The organism is Mycobacterium sp. 852002-30065_SCH5024008 (assembly GCF_001665645.1).
GTDB lineage: Bacteria > Actinomycetota > Actinomycetes > Mycobacteriales > Mycobacteriaceae > Mycobacterium > Mycobacterium paraffinicum.
Genome location: NZ_LZSZ01000061.1, coordinates 19,441 through 42,845, shown reverse-complemented (window position 1 = coordinate 42,845; position 23,405 = coordinate 19,441). Strand labels below are relative to the sequence as shown.

The following is a 23,405-nucleotide window of genomic DNA, read 5'->3' as shown; positions in this document are numbered from 1 at the left end:
CACTAAGTGGCAAAGCGGTTGGACCTCAAAGCCGTCAACATCTACTACGGTGCGTTTCACGCGGTAGGGGATGTGACGCTGTCGATCCTGCCCCGCAGTGTGACCGCGTTCATCGGCCCGTCAGGCTGCGGCAAGACGACGGTGCTCCGCACGCTCAACCGGATGCACGAGGTGGTCCCCGGCGGCCGGGTCGAGGGCAGCGTGCTCCTCGACGACGAGGACATCTACGGCGCCGGGGTCGACCCCGTCGGCGTGCGCCGGGCGATCGGAATGGTGTTCCAGCGGCCGAACCCGTTCCCCGCCATGTCGATTCGCGACAACGTGGTGGCGGGTTTGAAGCTGCAGGGCGTGCGCAATCGCAAGGTGCTCGACGAGACCGCTGAATACTCGCTGCGCGGCGCGAACTTGTGGGATGAGGTCAAGGACCGGCTGGACAGGCCGGGCGGCGGATTGTCCGGCGGCCAGCAGCAGCGCCTGTGCATCGCGCGGGCGATCGCTGTGCAGCCCGACGTGCTGCTCATGGACGAGCCGTGCTCTGCGCTGGACCCGATCTCGACGATGGCCATCGAGGAGTTGATCAGCGAGCTGAAGCAGGACTACACGATCGTCATCGTCACCCACAACATGCAGCAGGCGGCGCGAGTCAGCGACTACACCGCGTTCTTCAACCTGGAAGCCGTCGGAAAGCCGGGGCGACTGATCGAGGTCGACGACACCGAAAAGATCTTCTCCAACCCGAGCCAGAAGGCGACAGAGGATTACATCTCCGGGCGCTTCGGCTAGCCCGGCCCTGCTTTGGCTTACTGCGAGGTGGGTTTCGTTTCTTCCTCGGGCAGCTTGCCGGTCGCCTGGAAGATGACGCGCCTGGCTACTTCGACCGCGTGGTCGGCGAAGCGCTCGTAGAACCGGCCCAGGAGCGTCACGTCGACGGCGGCCGCCACACCGTACTTCCACTCGCGGTCCATCAGCACCGAGAACAGATGGCGGTGCAGATCGTCCATGGCGTCGTCTTCTTCGCGGATCCGGGCGGCTTTCTCCGGATCGCGTGACATCACCACTTCTTGCGCGCTGTTCCCCAATTCGACTGCGACCCTGCCCATTTCGGCGAAGTAACCATTGACCTCTTCGGGCAGCGCGTGCTGGGGATGCCGGCGGCGGGCGATCTTCGCGACGTGCAGGGCCAGCGCGCCCATCCGGTCGATGTCGGCCACCATTTGAATAGCGCTCACGATGGACCGCAGATCACCGGCGACCGGCGCCTGCAAGGCCAGCAGCACGAAGGCGCTTTCCTCGGCGCGGGCGCTCAGGGTGGCGATCTTCTCGTGGTCCGAGATCACCTGTTCGGCCAGCACCAGATCGGCCTGCAGCAGGGCTTGGGTGGCCCGCTCCATGGCGATGCCCGCCAGCCCGCACATCTCGCCGAGCCGCTCGGACAACTCCGAGAGCTGCTCGTGGTAGGCGGTCCGCATATCGCCAAGCCTACGTTCTCGGCAGAGAAAAAGAGCGGTGGAGCGCCGCCAAAGGCGCTTACTCGCAGGTGGTGTCGGCGGCGTTGGTAACGGTCAAGTCCTCGGGCAGCTTGGCCGGGGCGCTGCTCGAGCCGCGTTCGATCTGCAAGCTGATCGACGAGCCGCTCGGTTGGGGAGTGGCGACCGACTTGAAGTCGGGTCCGAGTACCACCTGAACGACCTGCCCGTAGCCGGACACTCGCTGCACCTTCGCGTTGGCGAAGGAAGACGCCACGGTCGCCGCCGCCTGCTCGTTGCCGGGCGAGAACAACACCGTCGTGGTGTTCACCGAGCTCGGGTAGTCGTCCGGCGTCATCACGTTGAAGCCGTCATGCTTGAGCTGGCTGGTCGCGGTGGCCGCCAGGCCGCTCTGCGTCGTCGCGTTGGAGACGCGCACCGTGACATCGCCCGGCGTGGTCGTGGTGACCTGCTCGTGCCGGGCCTCGGGAGCCGCGGTAGGGGCCGGCGCCTTCTTGGTGGCGGGTGCCTTCGTCTGCCCGGACTTGTCGTCGGAGGTCTCGAGATTCTTTGCGTTCTGGTCGTTTTCCTCGGGCAGCGGATCGTCGTTGATGATGGCGTCGAACAGCGCCCGCATGTCGGCCATGCGCGGCGGTTCGTCGCCGTTCTGGTCGGTGACGCCGGTCGGCACGGTGACGAACGTGACGTGCCCGGCCGCCATGCCCTGCAACGACTGACCGAGTTGGATCAAGTCCTTCGACTGCACGTTGTCGACGACGGTGTCGCTGATGAACATGTTGACGACATTGTTGAGCTTGTTCAGGTCGAGCAGCGTGTCCTCGGAGATCAGCGAGCGCAGCAGCGAGGACAAGAACAGCTGCTGACGTTTGATGCGGCCGTAGTCCCCGTTGGTTTCGGTGGTGACCTGGCGGGCTCGCACGTAATTCAGGGCGGTCGAGCCGTCCAGGACTTGCCGGCCGCCGTGGTCGAGCACCGTGCCCAGCTCGTAGTCATGCAGCGCGGTTTTCGAGCACACCTCCACACCGCCCAGGGCGTCGACCATTCTGGCGAACCCCGCGAAGTCGACGGCGATGAAGCGATTGATGCTCAAACCGGATAGCTTCTGGATCTCTTTGACCAGACACTTCGGCCCGCCGAAGGCGAATGCCGAGTTCAGTTTGGTCTCGGTGTAGACCATCTTCGGACCCCAGGATTTGGTCTTTGCGTCGTAGAGGGGCCCGTACTTACCCGTCTCCGGGTTCCACGCCTCGCATTGCATCGGGGTGATCGCCAGGTCGCGCGGGAACGACACCGCCACGACGCGTTTGCGGTTGGCCGGAATGTTGACCAGCATCACGGTGTCCGACCGGGCGCCGTCCGCGTCGTCGGTGTTACCGGCGCCCATGTTGGCGTTGTCGCCGGCACGGGAGTCAAGGCCGACGATCAAGAAGTCTTCGTCCCCGTATTGGCCGTTGCGGTCGCGGATGTCGCTGGAGTCCTGGTCGAGGGCATTGATGGTGTTGAGCCGGGCATTCTTCGACGTACTCCATTGCCACGCCCCGCCGGTCATGGCCAGGGTAAGCGCCGCGAGCACCGCCGCCACCGAGCGCGCGGCCAGCAGCATCGGCCGGCGGCGGCGCCGGGATGTCCGCCGCTGAGCGTCGGGATCGTCGTCGGATACGGATCCCTGGCCGCTCGGATGGTCGGCGGCGTCGAGGTCGGGGAGCTCCGAGACCGCGTCGAGCGAATAGGCCAGGTCCTCGATCACCTGCGTTTTCTGCAGCTCCACCGGCAGGGCCGATTCGGCCTCGACGGGTTCGACGTCCGACTCGGCGCGACGGTGAGTGGACCGGGCGGTCGAAGGGGCACCGAGTTTCGCGATCAGGTCGGCGACGCTCACTCCGCCCGCCGTATGGGATCCGGATTCTTCGTCGTCGGCGGCTCGGGACTCGATGGGCTCGACTGCGGTCTCGGCCTGCCAGAGATGGCGACTGTAGTCAGCCGGTGGCTCCGAGAACCGCTCCCAGGGGGCGGCGCCAAGCGCAGCGCGTCGGGCGTCGCGAGTGGCGTCGTCCTCGGCGTCACTCATGTCTTACCGGCCTCCGAAGCTCTGATGCGGATGTCAGCGTATCCGTGCGCAATATCGGCCCGCTTGGCGTATCAGCGCTGCGGCCCGTGCCACCCGTGGGCGCACTCCTTTGTCGCGCTCGGGCGGCGGCGCGTTACCGATCCGCCGCAGCAACGCGCAATGCAGCAAGGTCCACATCGTACTGAGTTATCTGTCCGGACGCGATTTCGCGCGGTCGATCAGCCTCCGGAGTGCATCACGTCGGCGCCGGCCGGCACGGTGCAGTCGTCCGGGTCGGTGAGCCAGCCTTCGGGCAGCGCCACCCGGGCGGGTGAGCCCTGCCTGCCCCGCGGGCCGCTCGCCGCGTCCGGGAAGGGCACGGTGCCGTCCAATTGGCTTAGCAGCGAATCGAGTTCGTCGAGCGTCTTGACCATCGCCAGGGCTCGGCGCAGCTCCGAGCCGGCCGGGAAGCCGTGCAGGTACCAGCCGATGTGCTTGCGGATGTCGCGCATCCCCTTGTCCTCGCCGAAGTGCGCGGCCAGCAGCTGCCCGTGTCGGCGGACGATGTCGGCAACCTCGCCCAACGTGGGCGGCATGGGGGCTGGGCTGTCGGTGAACGCGGCCGACAGCTCGGCGAAAAGCCAGGGCCGGCCCAGGCAGCCGCGCCCGATCACGACGCCGTCGCATCCGGTGCTGGCCATCATCGTCAGGGCGTCGCTGGCGTCATAGATGTCGCCGTTGCCCAGCACTGGAATCGTCCGCACGTGTTGCTTGAGCAGGGCGATCTGCTCCCAATCTGCGATGCCCGAGTAGCGCTGCGCCGCCGTGCGGGCGTGCAGCGCGACCGCGGCGGCACCCTCCATTTCGGCGATGCGGCCGGCATCGAGGTGCGTGTGGTGCTCGTCGTCGATGCCGACGCGGAATTTGACGGTCACCGGGATGTCGGTGCCTTCGGTTGCGCGCACGGCCGCCGCGACGATCTGCCCGAACAGCCGCCGCTTGTACGGCAGGGCGGCCCCGCCGCCGCGTTTGGTGACCTTGGGCACCGGACAGCCGAAGTTCATGTCGATGTGGTCGGCCAAGCCCTCGTCGGCGATCATCTTGGCCGCGGCGTACGTGGTCGCCGGATCGACGGTGTAGAGCTGCAACGAGCGTGGCGACTCGTCGGGCGCGAAGGTGGTCATGTGCATGGTGACCGGATGCCGCTCGACAAGCGCGCGCGCCGTCACCATCTCGCAGACATAGAGGCCGCTGACCGTGCCGACCTTCGACTGCTCTAGTTCACGACACAGGGTCCGAAAGGCGACGTTGGTTACGCCCGCCATCGGTGCCAGCACCACCGGGCTGGCAAGTGCGATGGGCCCGATGCGCACGGCGTGGTTACCGCCGGCTCATGCTCAGCGTGCCCGCGGTCTGGTGCAGCTCGAACGCTGTGGTCCTCTTGCCGGTGCGGGCTTCCCGGTCGAGCTGGCGCTGCTTCGAGATCTCGAACTTCTCGCAGGTTTGCTCGAGCTCCTTGATCAGCAGCGCAAGGTCGTCGCGCATGGCGGCCGCCTCTCCGGTGAAGTCCTCACGCTCGAAGATGCGCCACTTCTTCAGCACCGGCATGACCACGTCGTCGAGGTGGATGCGCGGGTCGTACACGCCGCCGACGGCGATGAGGACAGCCTTCCGGCGGAACTCGGGTACCTGGTAGCCCGGCATCTGGAAGTTGCGCAGCACCTTGTGCAGCGACTTCATCGCCTGGTTGGGCGCTGCGCTGAACCCGGCGTCGCTGACATCGCGGTAGAAGATCATGTGCAGGTTTTCGTCGGCCGAGATCTTGGCCAGCAGCTGGTCGGCGATCGTCTCGTTGCACGCCTTGCCGGTGTTGCGGTGGGAGATCCGGGTGGCCAGCTCCTGGAACGTCACGTAGATGACCGAGTCGAACAGGCTTTCGGCAAACAGGTCGGCTCGAATCTGCTGGTTCTGGCCCGGGCTGAAGCCCCGGTTCACCACCTCGACGCGCAGCTTCTCCAGCTCGATCGGATCCACCGCGCGAGTCACCACCAGGTAATCGCGCAGCGCGATCCCGTGCCGGTTCTCCTCGGCGGTCCACCGGTTGACCCACTGGCCCCAGGGGCCGTCCAGGCCGAAGTTCATCGCGATCTCGCGGTGGTACGAGGGGAGGTTGTCTTCCGTCATCAGGTTCTGCACCATCGCCACCTGGGCGAGGTCGGATAGCTTGCTCTGCTCGGGTTCCCAGTCCTGACCCCCGAGCGCGTAGAAGTTCTTGCCGTCTGACCACGGGATGTAGTCGTGCGGGTTCCAGTCCTTATGCATGCTCTCGTGCCGGTTGAGGTAGGTCTCGACGAACGGTTCGAGCTCGTGCAGCAGCTGTAGGTGTGTCAGCTCGGCTGACATAAGGCCTCCAGTTATCTGTGTCGACGGGTAGCAGTCAATATATCTGTGTACATCAGTAGCATCAAGCTGCCTGGCCGCTCCCCGCGGTAACGGTTAGATGCCATATTTTGCTCTTCTCGCGGCCATCAAGTTCACGTTTTATTGAGTTGCCGCCGCGCCACGGCCGATAAACAGTTAGTCGCACTTACCCCAGGTCCGGCGCGGGCACGTACGGGGCCGCCGTGGTGTACAGGATGTCGACGCAGTAATCGATGAATTGTTTGCGCGTCGCGCCGAGCTGTCCGTTCAGGTATGCGGTGAACAGGCTGGACAGGCCACCGACCAGGCTGGTGGCGATCATCTTCTGCAGCACGGGATCGCCGATCCGCGACAACTTGCGCTGCAGCAGTTCGATGAAGTTGGGCATCCACTCCGCACCCGAGCGCGTCAACACCGGCTCGACCGCCGGTGCCAGCAACAACACCCGCCCGCGGACCGGGTCGTCGACCATCAGCTCGACGAACTTTTCGACGGCCTCCCGCGGGGTGTTCGCCGAGGTGAGCGTATTCATTGCGCGCGTACATACGTCGTCGTAGACCGCGCGCACGAATTCGTCTCGATCCGAGAAGCTTTCGTAGAAGTAGCGTTCGGTCAGCGCCGCCTTGCGGCACACGGCACGCACGGTCAACGCCGGTCGACTGTCGCTGCCGAGCAATTGCACACCGGCGGCGATGAGGTCGTCGCGGCGGCGGGCAAGGCGATCCCCCAGGGGAACGCCGGTCCACCGGCCCCGTCGTTGACCGGACTGCACATCGCTCCTAAGCTTGAAACTGACAACGCATGTAGTCAGTTTTACAGATACCTACAGGAACCCAGTGCCTCAACATACGTCCGGACCCCGCCCGCTGAACAGCGACGTCGCGCGCGGCGCTTCAACCACCGCGGACGCGTCGGCGGGTGTAGCCGGCGGCTGCCCGGTGTCGCCCCTCGGTTACGACGCGCCACCAGTCCCGCTCGGCCCCGAATCGCTGACCTGGCGGTACTTCGGCGACTGGCGCGGCATGCTGCAGGGCCCGTTCGCGGGATCCATGCAGAACATGCACCCGCAGTTGGGCGCCGCTGTGGAGCAACACTCGACGTTCTTCACCGAACCGTTGCCGCGGGTGATGCGGTCGCTGTACCCGATCGGCGGGGTGGTCTTCGATGGAGACCGCGCTCCGACGACGGGCGCCGAGGTCCGCGACTACCACACCGACATCAAGGGTGTGGATGACCAAGGGCGGCGGTACCACGCACTCAATCCCGACGTCTTTTATTGGGCACACAGCACGTTCTTCATGGGCACAATCCTGGTGGCCGAACGGTTCGGCGGTGGTCTGACCGAAGCAGAAAAGCGCCAACTCTTCGACGAACACATTCAGTGGTACCGGATGTACGGCATGAGCATGCGTCCGGTGCCAGAGACCTGGGAAGCGTTTCAGGTCTACTGGGACCACATGTGCCGCAACGTGTTAGAGGACAATTACGCGACGCGGGCCGTGCTCGATCTGACCATATATGACAAGCTGCCGATCGCTCCGTGGCTCCCCGATTGGCTGTGGGGCGGCCTGACCAAGCTGTCGCGGCCGTTCTTCGTCTGGCTCACAGTCGGCTTGTATCACCCAGCCGTTCGCGAACGGTTGGGCTTTCAGTGGACCGACCGCGACGAGTGGTTGCACCGGCGCTTCGGCAACCTGGTGCGGCTGATCTTCGCGTTTGTACCGCCCAGGTATCGCAAGCACCCGCGGGCCCGCGCCGGCCTCGACCGCGCATCCGGGCGCATCCCCCCCGACGCGCCGCTGCCGCAGACACCGGCACGCAATCTGCCGCCGCAGGAATTGCGCGGCGATCCAAAGCACTACTGCCCTCGGGTTTAGTGCCCTCTAGTGCGGGTGACCGTGAACGTCCTCCAGGCCCGCCTGGTGCGCGTGCTTATGACTGTGCTCGGTGCCGTCGGCGTGGCCGTGGGAGTGCTCGTGCTGGACGTGCTCGTGCTCGTGCGCGGTGTGCGCGTGCGCATGAGTGACGTCGCCGTGCTCGTGTTCGTGCGCGTGCGGCGCTTCATGGGTGTGCTGCTCGGTCATGGTGCTACTCCTTGGGTCAAATGCGGTGTGCCGATCTCTTATTCACTTGGTGCCGCTGTCCCGCCGGCCTGGTGGGGCGCTGATTCGGCGACGGCCTTCAGCCCGCCGTCCGTGCGGTGATGACCGGGCACGCCCGGACCCGCGTGCTCGGCGTTGAAGACCGCGTCCATGACGAGCTGACGGACGTGGTCGTTCTCGAGGCTGTAGAAGATGGTCGTTCCCTCCCGGCGGGTGCGGACCAGGCGCGCCATCCGCAGCTTCGCCAGGTGCTGGGAGACCGACGGCGCCGGCTTGCCCACGTGCTCGGCGAGTTCGTTGACCGACATCTCGCGGTCGGTCAGCGACCAGAGCACCTGCACGCGGGTGGCGTCGGCCAGCATCCGGAAGACCTCGACCACCAGACTCGCCTGATCGTCCGGCAGCCGGCCTTCGCTACTATCTGCATGCATACGCAAATAATATTCAAGTTCGGCGGCGCTGCCAACGGCTGCCTTTCTAGGGTGACGGGACAACCGTGGACCGGCGCTGACCCCCGTTGCGCTCGTTCCAGAGCCGGTAGACGTCCACCGCGCTCTCTTGTGGCTGGTAGCGCATGGGCAGGCGTCGCCGGTCCCAACTCTTGGCGAATTCGTCGTAGAAGGTGGACACCTCGAAGTACCTCCGGTCGTCGAGGTAGTACCGCTCGTAGGCCTCGCGGGTGATAAGGAAGACGACTTCCTTGGGTGAGCAGTAGTACAGCGAGCCGAGGCACATCGGACACGGATGCGCCATCACGTAGATCGTGCAGTCGACCAGGTGCTCGGTGCCCAGCTTCATGCACGCCTCCCGGATGGCCAGGATTTCCGCGTGGGCGGTCGGGTCGCTCGTCTGTGCCACTTTGTTGGCGCTCTCGGCGAGGACTTCGGAGTCTTTGACGATCACGGTCGCGAACGGGCGACCACCCTCCGCGACGTTGCGCCGGGCCAGGTCGATCGTCCGCTGGGCGAAGTCGGTCATAGGCCGGAGGGTAGTCCCGCGGGCCTTGGGGATCGGTCCTGTGATACTGACTAGATTGTCTATTTAATTGGTCGGGATGAGGGAGCACCATGGCGCGCACCGATCGTGATCGTTGGGATCTGGCGACGAGCGTGGGCGCGACGGCGACGATGGTCGCCGCCCAGCGGGCCCTGTCCTCCGGCGCGAAGCTGATCGACGACCCCTATGCGGCGCCGCTCGTACGGGCCGTCGGGATCGACGTCTACGTCCGGCTGGTGAACGGCGAAATCCCGGCCGGCGGGTCTTCCGAGTTCGATCCGCACCGGATGGCCCGAGGGATGGCTTGTCGCACAAGGTTTTACGATGACTTCTTCCTGGACGCAACGCGGAGCGGAATCGGCCAGGCGGTGATCCTCGCGTCGGGGCTGGACGCGCGCGCCTACCGCCTGCCGTGGCCGGCGGGCACCGTCGTCTACGAGGTCGACATGCCGGAGGTCATCGAGTTCAAGACGCTGACCCTGGACGATCTGGGCGCCGAGCCGACCGCCGAGCGGCGCACCGTGGCCATCGATCTGCGTGACGATTGGGCCACCGCGTTGCGCGATGCCGGATTCGATCCGCAGGCTCCCTCCGCGTGGAGTGCCGAGGGTCTGTTGGTGTATTTGCCCGAAGCGGCCCAGGACGCGCTGTTCGACAACATCACCGCGCTGAGCGCCCCCGGCAGCCGCCTGGCCTTCGACTTCGTTCCTGACACCGCCGTTTTCGCCGACCCGCGCTGGCGGGCACACCACGACCGGATGAGCGAGCTCGGCTTCGAGGTCGACTTCAACGACCTCGTCTATCACGGCGAGCGCAGCCACATCGTCGACCACCTCGACCAGCGCGGCTGGCGGACGTCGTCGCAGACGGTCGCGGACTTGCACGCGGCCAACGGCTTTGTCTACGCCGACGATGAGGTCGCCCAAGCCTTTGCCGATGTCACCTACAGCAGCGCGGTGCTCGGGCGCTGAGCGCCGTCGACCGCGGCCAACAAACGCTTTGGTGCCCCCACTAGGACTCGAACCTAGGACCTGCGGATTAAAAGTCCGTAGCTCTACCAACTGAGCTATAGGGGCCGCGGAGATTCAGGATACTTGGGCCCGAAAGCCGGCTCGTTTGAGGATTGGGCACACAGTGACCTAAGCTGACGTGGCTCCTAACGAAACCACGTTGCGAGTACCCCGGAGTGATTCGGTTCTGGCCCCCATCGTCTAGTGGCCTAGGACGCCGCCCTTTCACGGCGGTAGCACGGGTTCGAATCCCGTTGGGGGTACGCGACGCGGTGACGCGGAGCAGCAGCAAGGCCCTGTGGCGCAGTTGGTTAGCGCGCCGCCCTGTCACGGCGGAGGTCGCGGGTTCGAGTCCCGTCAGGGTCGCCAACTCGGCGAGGCACTACATGCCTTCCGGCCAGGTAGCTCAGTCGGTACGAGCGTCCGCCTGAAAAGCGGAAGGTCGGCGGTTCGATCCCGCCCCTGGCCACCAATCTTGAGCTTCGCGGCACTATTTCGGCCATCACAAGCAGCTAGAAGAGCGCCCGATCCTGCTTCACACGTCTTCGCGCCGTCGCGCGGACACGCGATCACGGTTGTTCTGAGTTGCGTGCTGCGATCACGACGTCGGTGACGAGCCCGAAGCGATGCACACGTGAGTGATGCTGGACCTGCCATTCGTCGCCCAGCAGGGTGGACAGGCTGATAGGGCGACACCCGCCAACTACTTGCGGTGCCAAGCGCCAGAGGCCGGTCCAAACTTGTGATACGGCGCGTTCGAGCGGCCGATCGCCGTGGGCGAGGCTGGCGAGGCAAAGCCGGCCTTCGGGGGTGAGGATGCGCCGCAGGTCATGAAGCACTTCGCGGGCATAGTGCACGTCGAGGAGGTCGAATACGAAGGCGGAAAACACACGGTCGGCGAACCCGTCATCAGCCGGTAACGGCAGTGGACCGTCGACCAACACTACCTCGGCCCGATCGGCCCAGGCTCGGAGCCGACGGGTAGCTAGGTTGACCATGACCGGGCTGATGTCCACGCCGAGGTAATTGACACTGTTGGGCAGCGAGGTCAGGAGGTTCGCAGCGAACCGGCCAGTGCCGCAGCCGAACTCGAAAATTGTCTGGTCTCCAGCCAGGGCCGCCTCGGCCACCAACCGTTCGGTGGTCGCGTCTTCATAGAACCCTTGCCAATCCTGCATGCGGCCGATCCGGTCGTAGACCCAGCGGGCTTGGTCCAACGTAAGTGCCATGGGTTGTCCTCTCACCTGACATGCGCAAGCCTGGGGTTCGATCCCGGCCCTGGCCGCCATGCACAATCAACCGATCATTCGCAGTCTCCGCTGATATCTCCTACTCCAAAAGGGATGTGCCGGATCAAGTTCGATACCTGCCGCGCTACGGCCATTACTGGTGACTGCAGGCGCTTTGGTGCGCCTTGGTCAGCCAGTACACGGCCCGCTCGATCGACGGCACGATGTCGGTGATCTCGATGGACGCAGCCGCAAACTGACCCAACGCCCCGTACACGACACCGGTCAAGATGAGACCCAGATCCTCCGCGAAGTGTTCGTCGCAGTCAGGCATGACCGGTCGTGCGCGGCGCGTGGAGCGACGGATCACCATCAGCCGTCTCCTCGACCGGACGCGCGACATGGTGATCAGTTCGGCCAAGCACGGCCCCGCGGGCCACGGCCAGCACCGCTATGAGCCCATCTTCCTGCTGCGCGGGCTTACCGAGTTGCACATCGAATTCACCCCGGTGGACCGAGCACCGGAATCAACAACCGCGACGACGAGCGCACGGTGTTCAGGCTAGAGGTGCCGACGCTGGCATGCCGGAAGTTCATGATTGCCGGCGTCGAGGGGTTTTGGTCGTCGCTGGTGAGCGTCAGCCGAATGCGGTGGTCCGCCTTGAACCGGCGTGCATTGGGAACCAACGGGATTCGATACTCGACATCCTCTCCCGGGGGCACCGCTTGCGGCGTGCGGCAGGGTAGCACCGGCGCACCGGGCCGGCTGGACGCGTCGTCGACCTCCCGCAAGCTGGCGCGCAACCAGCCCGCGGTCACGTCGGTCGTTTTCCCGTCGGGCGCCACGTCCTGCAGCGTCGCGATCCAGGCGGTATCCATCGCCGTCGCCGAGGCCACCAGCCGCAGCTCGATATCGCCGACCACATCGACGTCCTGGCTCAGCGGCGCGCTGGTCCACACCAACAGCGACGGCGGATCGATCTCGCTGGCTTTGACGCGGCCCAGGCCCGACCCCAGCACCATAAACTCGCGACCGCCCGGCTCGCCCTCGTCGACGTCCAAACCGCCGTCTGCGCGCAGGGCCAGCTCACGATGCAATGCTGGTGTCGGCGGCCAGGAGTTGGCTGTTCGCCACTCGTCGGCGCCGGGCAAGAAGTAGCGGATCGCCGGCCCTTCGGTGATCCCGGTGTCGCGGCCCTTCAACCAGTGGTCATACCAGGCCAATGCCTCGGTGTGCATGCTTTCCCATGGCCAGGTCAGCCCGAACTCGCCGAGCATCCCCATTCGCACACACGCGTTGTCCGACAACGCGTTCCAGGCGGCGAAGGTCGATAGGAGGTGCAGCGGCACGTTCTGCCAGTCACACCCCAAGTAGACCGGGATGTCGATTTTCTTGAGCAGTGGCAAGAGGTTTCGTTCTTCCCACCACTCGTCGCGCGTCGGGTGCTTGACCACCGCCTCTTGCCATAGTTCGTCCCACGGGTGGGGATTGTGTGGCAGCCTGAGCAATTGGCGCAGCATGGTGACCGCCGCCTCGCCGTTCATGGTTTCGAACTTCTTGTGTACGCCCGGACTGTTGAGGACCCGCCGCGCCAACCCGACTGGCTTGCTGCGCCACAGCTTGTCGCTGCGGTCGGAGGTCAGGCCCATCATGGCGAGAAACGGGGTGATGAACGACGAACTCAACAGCCCGTGGTGGTTGGCGCCCTCGTACAGGTCACTCGTCACGGCAAGGGGAAAGATCGCTTTGAGGTGTGGCGGCCGCTCGACGGCCGCCTCGAGCTGGGTCATCGCGAAATAACTGATGCCGATCATGCCGACGTTTCCGTCGCACCACGGCTGAGCCGCGGTCCACTCCACCAGGTCATGCACATCCTGGCGCTCCTGCGCGTCGAAGAAGTTGAATGTGCCCTCGGAGCCGCAGGTGCCGCGGAGGTTGGCGATGACGTGCACGTAGCCGCGTGGCACCCAGAAGTCCGTTTTACCGGCCTCGATGAAACCCGCCGGGGCGCCGAGGTCCTGCATCTGCCGCGGATAGGGCGAGGCGGCCAACAGCGCCGGGAACCGGCCGTCGGCATCGGGCCGGTGAACGTCGGCCAAAACGATTGCGCCGTCCCGCATTCTGATCGCGGTATTGATGTCGGTGCGCAACGCGTACCGCGGCTCGCTGAGGTTCCGGTATTCCCGACCGGTGGTCTGCGGGCCGTTGAGCGTGGTCATAGTTTCACGCTACGTTGAAACTAGTCTCAACGCAAGATGAAACTTCGGGTATGGTGGGACGGTGCCGCAGCGATCGATCACCCCCGGCCCGCGCGACGAGCGCGGCGTGCTGGCGGCGCGCATCCTGGCTGCTGCCCGCGACGAATTCGCCGAACATGGCTGGGCCGGCACGGCCATCCGTGCCGTCGCCCGGACCGCGGACGTCGACCCGGCGCTGATCTATCACTATTTCGGCTCCAAGGAGGGTTTGCTCGATGCCGCCACCACGCCGCCGCAGAAGTGGCTCGATGCGGTGGCCGCGACGTGGGCGACGCCCAAGGCCGACCTGGGTCGGCAATTGATCCGCACCGTGCTGGACACCTGGACCGATGAGGAAGTCGGGCCGATCCTGCGGGCGGTGGTGCTGACCGCCGCCCATGAAGACAAGACCCGAGACAAGCTGCGGCTGATCGTCGAACGCGGACTGATCGGCGGTTCCACGCTGGGCGCCGACGAGGACGAACGATTGCGGCGCAGCGGCTTGATCGCCACCCAGCTGATCGGCTTCGCATTATTGCGCTACGTCTGGAGGATGGAGCCGATCGCGTCGATGCCCGAGGACGAGGTGGTGGCGGCGATGGCGCCGAACTTGCAACGCTACGTCGAGGACGACATCTCCTAGCAGATAACGCGACTCGGCGCGGCCAACCGCGACAATGACCAGATGCGTCATTTGCGCTCCGCCCTTGCGCTAGCGGTCGCGGTCTCCGGGATGGGGACCGCCCACGCGAGTCCCGATGTCCCGCCGGTAAGCGATGCGGCGCGCGCGGCGGGATTCGTCGACGTCCGCAGCGTCGTCTCGGACGCCGTCATCGACCTGCGCTACGCGACGACCAACAACTTCACGCGCACACAGCTGTACCCCTCCGACGCCCGATGCCTGGTGCATCAATCGATGGCCCCCGGGCTGGCGGCGGCCGCCACGGCGCTGCGCCCGCAGGGGCACCTGCTCGTGTTCTGGGACTGCTACCGGCCACACGACGTCCAGGTCAAGATGTTCAACGTCGTGCCCAACCCGGCGTGGGTCGCCCGGCCCGGGCAGTATGCGCACAGCCACGAGTCGGGGCGCTCAGTCGACGTGACGTTGACGACGACTCAGCAGCCGTGCGCGTCCGGGCTGCACGCGGACGGGCTCTGCTTGGCGGACATGGGCACCGACTTCGATGATTTCTCTTCGCGTGCAAACGCGTTCGCAACTCAGGGGGTCAGCACAGACGCCCAGGCGAACCGGGCGGCGCTGCGGGACGCCATGAAGTACGGCGGGCTCGCCCCGTACTCCGGAGAGTGGTGGCACTTCGATGGTCCCGGCGCCGCGGTCGACCGCTCGATCCTCAACGTTCCAGTGGATTGATCTCATATAGTGAGATAGTGATTCCATATTATGGATTACCGGCTACGCTTCAGGCATGACCGACGAACGCGGGGCCACCTACACCCACGGGCACCACGAGTCGGTGCTCCGCAGCCACCAGCGGCGCACCGCGGAGGACTCGGCGGCGTACCTGCTGCCCCACCTGAAGTCCGGCTCGTCGGTGCTGGATATCGGCTGCGGGCCCGGGACGATCACCGCTGACCTGGCCGCCCGCGTCGCACCGGGACAGGTGACGGCCGTCGACCAGTCGGCCGACGTGCTTGACGTCGCCCGCACCGAGGTCCAGCAGCGTGGCCTGTCGAACGTGTCGTTCGCGACCGCCGACGTGCACCGGCTCGACTTTCCGGACGGCGCATTCGACATCGTGCACGCACACCAGGTGCTGCAACATGTCGCCGACCCGGTAGGGGCACTGCGGGAGATGAAACGGGTGTGCGCACCCGGCGGTGTCGTGGCGGTCCGGGACGCCGACTACGCGGGATTCATCTGGTTCCCGCAGTTGCCGGCGCTGGAGCTGTGGCGCGAGCTGTACCAGCGCGCCGCTCGTGCGAACCGCGGCGAACCCGATGCGGGGCGGCGGTTGCTGTCTTGGGCCCAGCAGGCGGGCTTCGCCGACGTGACGCCGACGGGCAGCGTGTGGTGCTACGCGACGCCGGCGACGCGCGAATGGTGGGGTGGCATGTGGGCCGATCGGATACTGCACTCGCGGGTCGCGCAAGACCTGCTGGATCTGGCTCTGGCCACGGCGGCGCAACTCGAGGAGATCTCCGCGGCGTGGCGCGCATGGGCCGCGGCGCCCGATGGCTGGCTGTCGATCCCACACGGCGAAATTCTCTGCCGGCCATAGGCGGGTCAAAGCCCGATCGGGGCCCCGGAACACCGCCGATCTGCGCTTGTTTCCCCAGCTCAGGTATGTGGTATTGGCATTCTCTTTTTTTGCAAGTACGTTATTCATCGATGGATAACGCTGCTCAGACACCATCCGGCATTCCGCTTGCGCCGGTGTACGGCCCGGGGGACGTTAAGGCGTCGCCTCCGGCGCCCGGTGAGTTCCCATTCACCCGGGGTAACTTCGCGTCCGGCTACCGCGGCAAGCTCTGGACCTTCAGGCAGTACTCGGGATTCGGCACCGCCGAGGAATCCAACCGCCGGTACCGCTACCTGCTGGAGCAAGGCGGGACCGGGCTGTCGGTCGCGCTGGACCTGCCGACGCAGTGCGGATACGACTCCGACGATCCCGAGTTCGGCGAGGAGGTCGGCCGGGTCGGCGTCGCGGTGGATACCCTGGCCGACTTCGAGATCCTGTTCGACGGCATTCCGTTGGACAAGCTCAGCACGAGCATGACGATCAACGGGACGGCGGCGATCCTGCTGGCGTTCTACGTCGCCGCGGCCGAGAAAAAAGGGATACCGCGGGCGAAGCTCACCGGGACCATCCAGAACGACATCCTCAAGGAGTACGCGTCCCGCGGCACGTGGATTTGGCCGCCGGAGCCGTCGCTGCGGCTGATTGCCGACACCATCGAATTCTGCGCGGCCGAGGTGCCGCGATTCAACGCGATTTCGGTGGCGGGCGCGCACTTTCGCGACGCTGGGGCCAACGCGGTGCAAGAGATGGCGTTCACCCTGGCCGACGGGGTGACCTACTGCGACACCGTGGTGGAACGCGGCCGGATGACCATCGACCAGTTCGCACCGCAGATCTCGTTCTTCTTCTACACCCATGGGGACTTCTTCGAGGAGATCGCCAAATACCGTGCGGGGCGGAGGCGTTGGGCAACGATCGTGCAGGACCGTTACGGGGCGACGACGGCCAAGGCGGCGATGTTCCGCTTCGGCTGCGTGTGTGGTGGCGCATCGCTGTACGCGCCGCAGGCCCACAACAACATCGTTCGGGTGGCCTACGAGGCGATGGCCGCGGTGCTGGGCGGCGTCCAGTCGATGTTCACCGCGGCCTGGGATGAGCCGTTCGCCTTGCCCACCGAGGAAACCACGACACTGGCTCTGCGCACCCAGCAGATCCTGGCCCACGAGACCGGCGTGGCCAGCGTCGCGGACCCGCTCGGCGGCTCCTACTTTGTCGAGGCGCTGACCGACGCCACCGAGGCTCGCATCATCGAGATCATGGATGACCTGGAGCGGCACGGCGGAATGGTCCATGCCATCGAGGACGGCTACCTGCAGGGCCTGATCGCCGACGAGGCCTACCGGGTGCATCAGGACATCGAATCCGGTGCCCGGCCCGTCGTCGGGGTCAACCGGTTCGTCACCGAGGAGCCCGAACCGGATGTCGTGACGTACGAACTGGACGCCGAGGGCCGCGATCTCCAGCTCAAGCGACTCTCGAAGGTGAAGGCCGAAAGGGATTCGGCCGCTGTCAAATCCAGTCTCGCGGCACTATCGCGGGCCGCCGAAGGAGACGACAATCTGATGCACAGGCTGGTCGACTGCGCCAACGCATACTGCACGGTCGGTGAAATGGTCTCCGCGCTCAAGGCGGTGTGGGGCGAATTCCAGCAACCGGTGGTGTTCTAGTGGCCGCCCGAATTCTGGTCGCCAAGCCGGGCCTGGACGGACACGACCGCGGCGCCAAGATCGTCGCCCGCACGCTGCGCGATGCCGGCTTCGAGGTGATCTACACCGGCATCCGGCAGCGCATCGAGGACATCGCTTCGATCGCCGTACAGGAGGACGTGGCGGTCGTCGGCCTGAGCATCCTGTCCGGTGCTCACCTGGCGCTCACCGCGCGCACCGTCGAGGCACTGCGTGCCGCCGACGCCGCGGACATCGCGGTCGTGGTCGGGGGAACGATCCCGCACGCCGACGTGCCCAAGCTGCTTGCCACCGGTGCCGCCGCGGTATTCCCGACCGGGACATCGCTCGACGTCCTCGTGCGTGAGATCCGCGCATTGACCGGCACCCCCGAACCCGTTGTGGAGGATCAGTGCGCGTCGGAGTAATGATCGGCGCCGAACGTGGCGACATGGCCCGCAAGGTGGACAAGCTGGCCTCGGACATCGAATGGGCCGAATCCGCGGGCCTGGACACCGCATGGATGCCGCAGGTGCCCGACGACTTCGACTGCCTGACCATGGTGTCGCTGATGGCCGCGCACAGCTCGCGCATCGAGCTGGGCACCGCGGTGGTGCCGCTGCAGGCCCAGCATCCGATCGCCCTTGCCCGCCAAGCGCTCTCGACGCACGCCGTGGCCGGCGGACGGTTGGCGCTGGGTATCGGACCGTCGCACCACTGGATCATCCGGGACATGCTCGGCCTCCCGTATGAGAAGCCGGCCGCCTACACCCGCGACTACCTGCAGGTGCTCAACGCCGCAATCGCCGGACCGGGACCGGTTGACGTCGAAAATGATTCGTTCACGGTGCACAATCCGCTGGCGATCGGGGCCGATACCCCGATGCCGGTTCTGGTCGCTGCGTTGGGGCCGGTGATGCTGCAGATCGCCGGTGAACTCGCCGACGGCACCGTGTTGTGGATGGCCGACGAGCGGGCCATCGGTGACCACATCGCACCCAAGATCACCAAGGCCGCCGCGGATGCCGGGCGGCCCGCGCCGCGAATCGTCGCGGGCATCCCGGTATGCCTCTGCGCGCCTGGGCAAGTCGACGAAGCCAAGGAGCGGGCAAACCGCATCTTGGGCGAGGCCGAGGTGTCGCCCAACTACCAGCGCCTGCTCGAACGCGGCGACGCCCGCGATGTCGGCGATCTGTGCGCGGCCGGCGACCCGGAGGCAATTCTTACCCGGATGCGCCGTTTCGCCGATGCCGGCGTCACCGATCTGTCGGTGCGGCTGCTGCCCATCGGCGACAACCGTGACGAGCTCGTCGCCTCCAAACGGCGGACACGCGAGATGATAGCCTCGCTCGCAACGGAATTGCGTTGACGCTGACATCCGCCGCACCGCTCGAGGGGATACGCATCCTCGAGGTCGGTACCATGCTGGCGGGCCCGTACGCCACGATGTTGCTCGCCGACCTGGGCGCCGAGGTCACCAAGATCGAGCCCCGCGGCGGGGAGATCTCGCGCGGGGTAGGGCCCAGCTATTTCGCCAGCCTCAACCGCAACAAAGCCAGCATCTGTCTGGACCTCAACTCCGAAATGGGACAGCAACGGCTGGGTGAGCTGGTAGCGGAATCCCATGCGCTGCTGGTGAACCTGAAGCCGTCGGCGATCCGCCGGCTGGGCTTGACCTATGAGCAGCTGCGCCGGTACAACGAGCGGATCGTCTGCGTGGCGATCACGGGGTTCGGCCTGCACGGCGGCGACGATCCCGCTTTCGACTACGTGGTGCAGGCGGGCTTCGGGATCGCCGCACTGACCGGTGACCCGGATGGCCCGCCGACGCTGCCCGGTTACTCCTCGGCCGACAACTCCACCGGAATGTCTGCGGCCCTGGGACTGTTGGCCAAAATCGTCTCCGGCACCGGCGGGCAAGTGGACGTCTCGCTGCGCGACGTCATGCTGTCGCAGCTCAACTATCACGCCTCCGCCTACCTCAACGAGGGTGTCGAACCACAGCGAAGGCCCTACGGTGCCCATTCGTATTATGTTCCGGCGCAACTCTTCCCGACCGCCGACGGGTATCTGGCGCTGTTCATCACGCACGACGGCTTCTGGAAATCGTTCGCGACCGAGGCGGGTATCGGCGGCTTCGAGACGATGGCCGAACGGGTGTCCCGCCGTGACGAGGTGCTCGCGGTGGTCACCGCAATGCTGGCGACCGACACCGCCGCCGATTGGGAACGTAGGCTGCGTCCACTGGGGGTACCGGCGGCTGCGGTCAGGACGCTGCCCGAGGCGCTAGAAGCGACCCCCGAAATCGTTGTGGCTGCGGGCGATTTCCGCCTCGTCGGGAGTCCGATCCACGTTTCGGGTTACGAGCCCGAGTACCGGCCACCGCCTGAGCTGAGCGAATAGGCCGCTCCGGAGCCTGCCGGCGGCGACTACGCCTTGACCGGGCCCGTGAGGTGCGCCTCGGCGAGCTTGCGGAAGGCCGCTACCAACCGGCCGCGGTCCCCGGCACGAGTCGCCAAAACCACATGGCAGGGCTCGACGCCTTGCAGCGGGACCGTCGTGATGTCGGGCCGCAGGGCACTGCCGTGGAAGCCGGCCGTGATGGCAACCGCCTGCCCGGAGGCGATGACTTCGAACTTGTCCTCGAGTGCGTCGATGAATGGTCCATCGGGCGCGCGCCGACCGCCGGGCCTAGGATCGATCCGCCAATAGGCACTCCACGCCGGGTCGGAGTTCCGCACGCGCGGCATGGGCTCGTCGGCGATGTCGTCGAGTGTCACGAAATCCCGGCCCGCAAGGGGGTGGTCGACGGATAGCGCCAGCACTCGCGGCTCGTCGTAGAGGATAGTCACGTGCAGCCCGTCGGTCGGAAACGGTAGCCGGGTTACTACCGCGTCCACCCGATGGCCGAGCAAGGCGTCAAGGGCCTCGCCCCAATTCAGGTGTGAGACTTGCACTTCAGCGTCCGGGTGCTCGCGGCGCATCTCGCGCACCGCCGGAGTGACGATCATGCCCGTCGTGTACCCGATCGTGATGCGGCTCGGTTCGGCGGCGGCCCGGGCCTGCGCGGCCGCTTGCGCGGCCGAGCGCAGCAGCGCCTTGGCCCTGGGCAGGAACACCTCGCCGGCCCCCGTGAGCCCAGTGCCCTGCGGTGTGCGATCGAGCAGCCGGACCCCGAGCTGCTGCTCGAGGCGGCGGATCTGCCTGCTCAGCGACGGCTGCGCGACTCGCAGCGCGTTCGCGGCACGACCGAAGTGCCGCTGCTCGGCCACGACCACGAAGTATCCGACCAGTCGCAGGTCCAGGTCGATCACCTGCGATGCAGATTCGGTCATGCCGAACAGTGTAACCGCCAAGAAGCCCGCTCCGCGCTCTGGTTTACCGGCTGAAGTGCCGTGATGCGTCTTTGGTATCGCGCCATCCGGAATAGGTCTTGGACGTCTGGCCCGGCTTGGTCATTGACTGGATACCGCGAAAGTCAACGCAAGTGAAGGGACCACCCATGCATGTCTTTGTGACCGGCGCGACCGGACACATCGGTTCGGCAGTCGTCGACGAACTCTTGAAGGCCGGGCATCACGTCACCGGCCTGGCCCGCTCCGACGAGTCCGCCGCGGCGCTCGTGGCCAAGGGCGTCGGCGTGCACCGGGGCGACCTCGACGACCCCGACGGCCTGCGGGCCGCCGCTGCTGCGTCCGACGGTGTCATCCACCTCGCCTTCCGGCACGATTTCGACGACTTCGCGGCCGCCGCCGAGACGGATCTCCGCGCCGTGCAAGCGATAGGCGAAGAACTTGTGGGGTCCGACCGGCCGTTGGTCAGCACGTCGGGGACGCTCCTGCTCTCGCTCTTGGGGCAGGGCGGACTCGGAACCGAACAGGACACGGTGCCCGGCGGACCGCGGGCCGACTCGGAGAACGCCGTGATCGCGCTGGCCGAACGCGGTGTGCGATCGTCGGTCGTTCGCCTATCCCCGCTGGTGCACAGCAACTTGGATCATCACGGCTTCACCAACCACCTGATCGACACCGCCCGCGACACCGGGGTGTCGGGCTACATCGGTGACGGCGCCAACCGCTGGCCCGCGGTGCACACGCTCGACGCCGCGCACCTCTACCGGCTGGCTCTCGAAAACGCGCCCGCGGGAACGCGTTTGCACGGGGTGGCCGATGAGGGTGTGTCGCTCCGCGACATCGCCGCCGTGATCGGCCGTCATCTGGGTCTGCCCGCAGTGAGCATTCCGGCCGAAGAAGCCGGCCATTTCGGGTTCCTCGCGCTTTTCGCCGCCTTGGACAACCCGACGTCGAACGCACTGACGCAGAAGGTGCTCGACTGGCACCCCGAGCACGCAGGGTTGATCGAGGACCTCGACGCCGGCCATTACTTCGGCGAGTGAGCGACGCCGTGGCTGGATTTGTGGTCGATGAAGCACGAAAGGTGCTGGGGCCGATGGGCGTTTGCTTGCCGGCCTCATTCACCAGCCCGCCGTCCATTGAGATGCAACGAGAGGCGGTTGGCCGGCTGGAGCGGGCCGGATACCGCACCGTATGGACCAACGAGGTCATCGGTAAGGACGCCTTGGTACAACTCGCCACACTGCTGGCCGACAGTGAGCGGGTGGTGTTCGGCACCTGTATCGCCAACATCTGGGCTCGGGCGGCCCAGACCATGCATTCCGCGGCCGCCCAACTGGCACAGGCGTATCCGGGCCGCATCGTGCTCGGACTCGGCGTGGGTTATCCCCAGCAGGCAACCAGCGTCGGCCAACAGTTCGGCAGCGCGCTGGTCACGATGCGCGACTACCTGGACCGGATGTACCGCCCGACCTGGCCACCGGCACCCGATGCGACTTACGCCCGCATCGTCGCCGCGAACGGCCCGAAAATGCTTGCGCTGGCGGGCGAACTCGCCGATGGGGCGTTTCCGGCTGGACTGCCACCGGTTTTCACCGCGCGGGCCCGGCGGTTGCTCGGACCGGGCAAGCTTCTGGTCGTCGGGATGTCTGTGGCCCGCGACAGCCAGGCCGCGCGGGAGGCGGTGTCGGCCCGGCTCGGCGCGCCCTCTTATGCGGCTCGGCTGGCGGAGCTCGGTTACTCGGCCGGCGACATCGAAGGGGTGAGCGACCGGCTGGTCAATGCGCTTGTCGCTCACGGCGATCCGGCGGATATCGCGGCCAGCGCCTACGAGCACCTGACTGCGGGCGCGGACCACGTCACGCTGCTACCGCCCATCGGTGGCGAGTTCGCCACGAGCATCGAACAACTCGAACAGCTGGGCCCCGCGCTGGCCGAACTCTAGTTACGACGAGTCACCGGCGGGCACAACCGCCGACACCACCAGCTGCAGATACGGGCGGTAGAGATTCACTCCGTCGAGTTGGCTGCCGAGGGTGACGCCGTCGTTGACGGCAAGGATGACGCGGGCCAGCGCATCGGCCGGCATCGTGAGCGACGCCCCCAGTCTGGCTACGTTTTTGGCGATGAAATCGGCCAGCGAGCGGACGGTCTCCAATCGCTGTGCGGCGAGCCGGTCGCGGGCCTCCGGGCTTCGCAGCAAGAACAACGTGAGTTCGTAGTTGAGCGCGGCACGGTTCGGGTCGTTGCTGGCTTGGCTCCACCGCTCGGCGAGTTCGTCGATATCGATGTCGCCGAGCCGATGGAAGGACTGGATGACCTCGGTGAAGCCGTCGAGAAACCGCTGCCGTTGACGGTCAGTGACCGCAAGGAACAACTCTTCCTTCGCGCCGAAGTGGGAGTAGATCGCGCCGCGCGTGTATCCGGCCGCGTCGGCGATGTCCTCGAGCGCGGCGCCGCTCAGGCCCTTGCGCGCGAAGATCTCCTCCGCGGCATCCAACAGCAGGCCGCGGGTGTGTTCGAGGCGTCGTTCCCTCGTCCACCGTTCCGCCACCCGCTCATCCTCCCACACGGCAGCACGCCTGCGGCCCTTTTAT

The 23,405-nt window shown here is 66.3% G+C and carries 25 protein-coding genes, 4 tRNA genes and 1 pseudogene; 16 read left to right on the top strand and 14 right to left on the bottom strand.

The window, feature by feature from the left end:
- Positions 1-6: 6 nt before the first annotated feature.
- Positions 7-783 (top strand): phosphate ABC transporter ATP-binding protein PstB, encoded by a 777-nt coding sequence (pstB, locus tag A5781_RS06645; protein ID WP_067202987.1) that lies wholly within the window; start codon positions 7-9, stop codon positions 781-783.
- 17 nt (positions 784-800) lie between these two features.
- Here the strand turns inward: pstB and phoU are convergent, their stop codons facing one another.
- The 5 genes from phoU to A5781_RS06620 all read right to left on the bottom strand — a co-directional run bounded on the left by phoU (position 801) and on the right by A5781_RS06620 (position 6,727).
- Positions 801-1,469 carry a phosphate signaling complex protein PhoU gene (phoU, locus tag A5781_RS06640; RefSeq protein ID WP_066957929.1) on the bottom strand — a complete coding sequence of 223 codons (669 nt, stop codon included), beginning with the start codon at positions 1,467-1,469 and terminating at the stop codon, positions 801-803.
- Positions 1,470-1,527: 58 nt separating this feature from the next.
- Positions 1,528-3,555, bottom strand: coding sequence for an LCP family protein (locus A5781_RS06635; protein ID WP_067202985.1), 2,028 nt, complete (start codon positions 3,553-3,555; stop codon positions 1,528-1,530).
- Between the two features lie 218 nt (positions 3,556-3,773).
- The gene (gene dusB, locus A5781_RS06630; protein ID WP_067202983.1) at positions 3,774-4,907 is read right to left on the bottom strand and encodes a tRNA dihydrouridine synthase DusB; all 1,134 of its coding nucleotides are present in this window, start codon (positions 4,905-4,907) and stop codon (positions 3,774-3,776) included.
- A 7-nt stretch (positions 4,908-4,914) separates the two neighbouring features.
- Positions 4,915-5,937, bottom strand: coding sequence for an acyl-ACP desaturase (locus A5781_RS06625; RefSeq protein WP_067202980.1), 1,023 nt, complete (start codon positions 5,935-5,937; stop codon positions 4,915-4,917).
- A 184-nt stretch (positions 5,938-6,121) separates the two neighbouring features.
- Positions 6,122-6,727 carry a TetR/AcrR family transcriptional regulator gene (locus A5781_RS06620; protein ID WP_067202978.1) on the bottom strand — a complete coding sequence of 202 codons (606 nt, stop codon included), beginning with the start codon at positions 6,725-6,727 and terminating at the stop codon, positions 6,122-6,124.
- A gap of 94 nt (positions 6,728-6,821) precedes the next feature.
- On the opposite strand from A5781_RS06620, the gene A5781_RS06615 reads away from it, so the two are divergent.
- On the top strand, positions 6,822-7,832 hold the full coding sequence (locus A5781_RS06615; protein ID WP_067203157.1) for an oxygenase MpaB family protein: 1,011 nt from the start codon (positions 6,822-6,824) through the stop codon (positions 7,830-7,832).
- Positions 7,833-7,838: 6 nt separating this feature from the next.
- On the opposite strand, the gene A5781_RS06610 is transcribed toward A5781_RS06615, so the two are convergent.
- Genes A5781_RS06610 through A5781_RS06600 form a run of 3 tightly spaced genes read right to left on the bottom strand, consistent with a single transcriptional unit; the run spans position 7,839 to position 9,035 of the window.
- Positions 7,839-8,039 (bottom strand): zinc transporter Slc39a7, encoded by a 201-nt coding sequence (locus A5781_RS06610; protein WP_067202976.1) that lies wholly within the window; start codon positions 8,037-8,039, stop codon positions 7,839-7,841.
- Between the two features lie 38 nt (positions 8,040-8,077).
- Positions 8,078-8,488: a metalloregulator ArsR/SmtB family transcription factor gene (locus tag A5781_RS06605; protein WP_067202975.1), complete on the bottom strand. Its 411-nt coding sequence runs from the start codon at positions 8,486-8,488 to the stop codon at positions 8,078-8,080.
- A gap of 46 nt (positions 8,489-8,534) precedes the next feature.
- Positions 8,535-9,035 carry a nucleoside deaminase gene (locus A5781_RS06600; RefSeq protein ID WP_067202972.1) on the bottom strand — a complete coding sequence of 167 codons (501 nt, stop codon included), beginning with the start codon at positions 9,033-9,035 and terminating at the stop codon, positions 8,535-8,537.
- Between the two features lie 89 nt (positions 9,036-9,124).
- Between A5781_RS06600 and A5781_RS06595 the strand changes: the two genes are divergently transcribed.
- Positions 9,125-10,024 (top strand): class I SAM-dependent methyltransferase, encoded by a 900-nt coding sequence (locus A5781_RS06595; protein WP_067202970.1) that lies wholly within the window; start codon positions 9,125-9,127, stop codon positions 10,022-10,024.
- Positions 10,025-10,053: 29 nt separating this feature from the next.
- Here A5781_RS06595 and A5781_RS06590 read toward each other — a convergent pair.
- A tRNA-Lys gene (locus A5781_RS06590) sits at positions 10,054-10,129 on the bottom strand.
- Between the two features lie 124 nt (positions 10,130-10,253).
- Between A5781_RS06590 and A5781_RS06585 the strand changes: the two genes are divergently transcribed.
- From A5781_RS06585 to A5781_RS06575, 3 genes are all read left to right on the top strand, one after another.
- A tRNA-Glu gene (locus tag A5781_RS06585) sits at positions 10,254-10,326 on the top strand.
- Positions 10,327-10,355: 29 nt separating this feature from the next.
- Positions 10,356-10,432 (top strand) — tRNA-Asp (locus A5781_RS06580).
- A 26-nt stretch (positions 10,433-10,458) separates the two neighbouring features.
- Positions 10,459-10,535, top strand: a tRNA-Phe gene (locus tag A5781_RS06575).
- Positions 10,536-10,632: 97 nt separating this feature from the next.
- Here A5781_RS06575 and A5781_RS06570 read toward each other — a convergent pair.
- Both A5781_RS06570 and A5781_RS06565 read right to left on the bottom strand, forming a co-directional pair.
- Positions 10,633-11,292, bottom strand: coding sequence for a class I SAM-dependent methyltransferase (locus A5781_RS06570; RefSeq protein WP_067202967.1), 660 nt, complete (start codon positions 11,290-11,292; stop codon positions 10,633-10,635).
- Positions 11,293-11,446: 154 nt separating this feature from the next.
- Positions 11,447-11,626, bottom strand: a complete 180-nt coding sequence (locus A5781_RS06565; RefSeq protein ID WP_231990650.1) for a hypothetical protein — start codon at positions 11,624-11,626, stop codon at positions 11,447-11,449.
- 16 nt (positions 11,627-11,642) lie between these two features.
- On the opposite strand from A5781_RS06565, the pseudogene A5781_RS26090 reads away from it, so the two are divergent.
- A pseudogene (locus tag A5781_RS26090) lies at positions 11,643-11,858 on the top strand (hypothetical protein); the annotation flags it as partial.
- On the opposite strand, the gene A5781_RS06560 reads toward A5781_RS26090, so the two are convergent.
- Positions 11,794-13,512, bottom strand: a complete 1,719-nt coding sequence (locus A5781_RS06560; protein WP_067202962.1) for a CocE/NonD family hydrolase — start codon at positions 13,510-13,512, stop codon at positions 11,794-11,796. The pseudogene A5781_RS26090 and the gene A5781_RS06560 overlap by 65 nt on opposite strands.
- Positions 13,513-13,573: 61 nt before the next feature.
- Between A5781_RS06560 and A5781_RS06555 the strand changes: the two genes are divergently transcribed.
- The 7 genes from A5781_RS06555 to A5781_RS06525 all read left to right on the top strand — a co-directional run bounded on the left by A5781_RS06555 (position 13,574) and on the right by A5781_RS06525 (position 19,858).
- Entirely contained in the window at positions 13,574-14,173 is a 600-nt protein-coding gene (locus tag A5781_RS06555) for a TetR family transcriptional regulator (protein ID WP_067202959.1), read from the top strand.
- Positions 14,174-14,263: 90 nt separating this feature from the next.
- Positions 14,264-14,902 carry a M15 family metallopeptidase gene (locus A5781_RS06550; RefSeq protein ID WP_231990655.1) on the top strand — a complete coding sequence of 213 codons (639 nt, stop codon included), beginning with the start codon at positions 14,264-14,266 and terminating at the stop codon, positions 14,900-14,902.
- A 55-nt stretch (positions 14,903-14,957) separates the two neighbouring features.
- Complete coding sequence (locus tag A5781_RS06545) at positions 14,958-15,770, top strand: class I SAM-dependent methyltransferase (protein ID WP_067202954.1); 813 nt, start codon at positions 14,958-14,960, stop codon at positions 15,768-15,770.
- A 110-nt stretch (positions 15,771-15,880) separates the two neighbouring features.
- Entirely contained in the window at positions 15,881-17,458 is a 1,578-nt protein-coding gene (locus tag A5781_RS06540; RefSeq protein ID WP_067202952.1) for a methylmalonyl-CoA mutase family protein, read from the top strand.
- Positions 17,458-17,883: a cobalamin-dependent protein gene (locus A5781_RS06535; protein WP_067202949.1), complete on the top strand. Its 426-nt coding sequence runs from the start codon at positions 17,458-17,460 to the stop codon at positions 17,881-17,883. Before A5781_RS06540 ends, A5781_RS06535 begins: the two co-directional genes overlap by 1 nt.
- Positions 17,868-18,824, top strand: coding sequence for an LLM class F420-dependent oxidoreductase (locus tag A5781_RS06530; protein ID WP_067202947.1), 957 nt, complete (start codon positions 17,868-17,870; stop codon positions 18,822-18,824). Before A5781_RS06535 ends, A5781_RS06530 begins: the two co-directional genes overlap by 16 nt.
- A gap of 2 nt (positions 18,825-18,826) precedes the next feature.
- Positions 18,827-19,858, top strand: a complete 1,032-nt coding sequence (locus A5781_RS06525) for a CaiB/BaiF CoA transferase family protein (protein WP_369817688.1) — start codon at positions 18,827-18,829, stop codon at positions 19,856-19,858.
- Positions 19,859-19,884: 26 nt separating this feature from the next.
- Here A5781_RS06525 and A5781_RS06520 read toward each other — a convergent pair whose 3' ends face one another.
- Entirely contained in the window at positions 19,885-20,790 is a 906-nt protein-coding gene (locus tag A5781_RS06520) for a LysR family transcriptional regulator (protein ID WP_067202942.1), read from the bottom strand.
- A 167-nt stretch (positions 20,791-20,957) separates the two neighbouring features.
- Here A5781_RS06520 and A5781_RS06515 point away from each other — a divergent pair, with 167 nt between their 5' ends.
- A complete protein-coding gene (locus A5781_RS06515; RefSeq protein WP_067203154.1) occupies positions 20,958-21,851 on the top strand; it encodes an SDR family oxidoreductase in 894 nt (297 codons plus the stop codon).
- 53 nt (positions 21,852-21,904) lie between these two features.
- A complete protein-coding gene (locus A5781_RS06510) occupies positions 21,905-22,753 on the top strand; it encodes an LLM class flavin-dependent oxidoreductase (RefSeq protein ID WP_082939237.1) in 849 nt (282 codons plus the stop codon).
- Here the strand turns inward: A5781_RS06510 and A5781_RS06505 are convergent, their stop codons facing one another.
- On the bottom strand, positions 22,754-23,362 hold the full coding sequence (locus tag A5781_RS06505; RefSeq protein ID WP_067203152.1) for a TetR/AcrR family transcriptional regulator: 609 nt from the start codon (positions 23,360-23,362) through the stop codon (positions 22,754-22,756).
- Between the last annotated feature and the right edge of the window lie 43 nt (positions 23,363-23,405).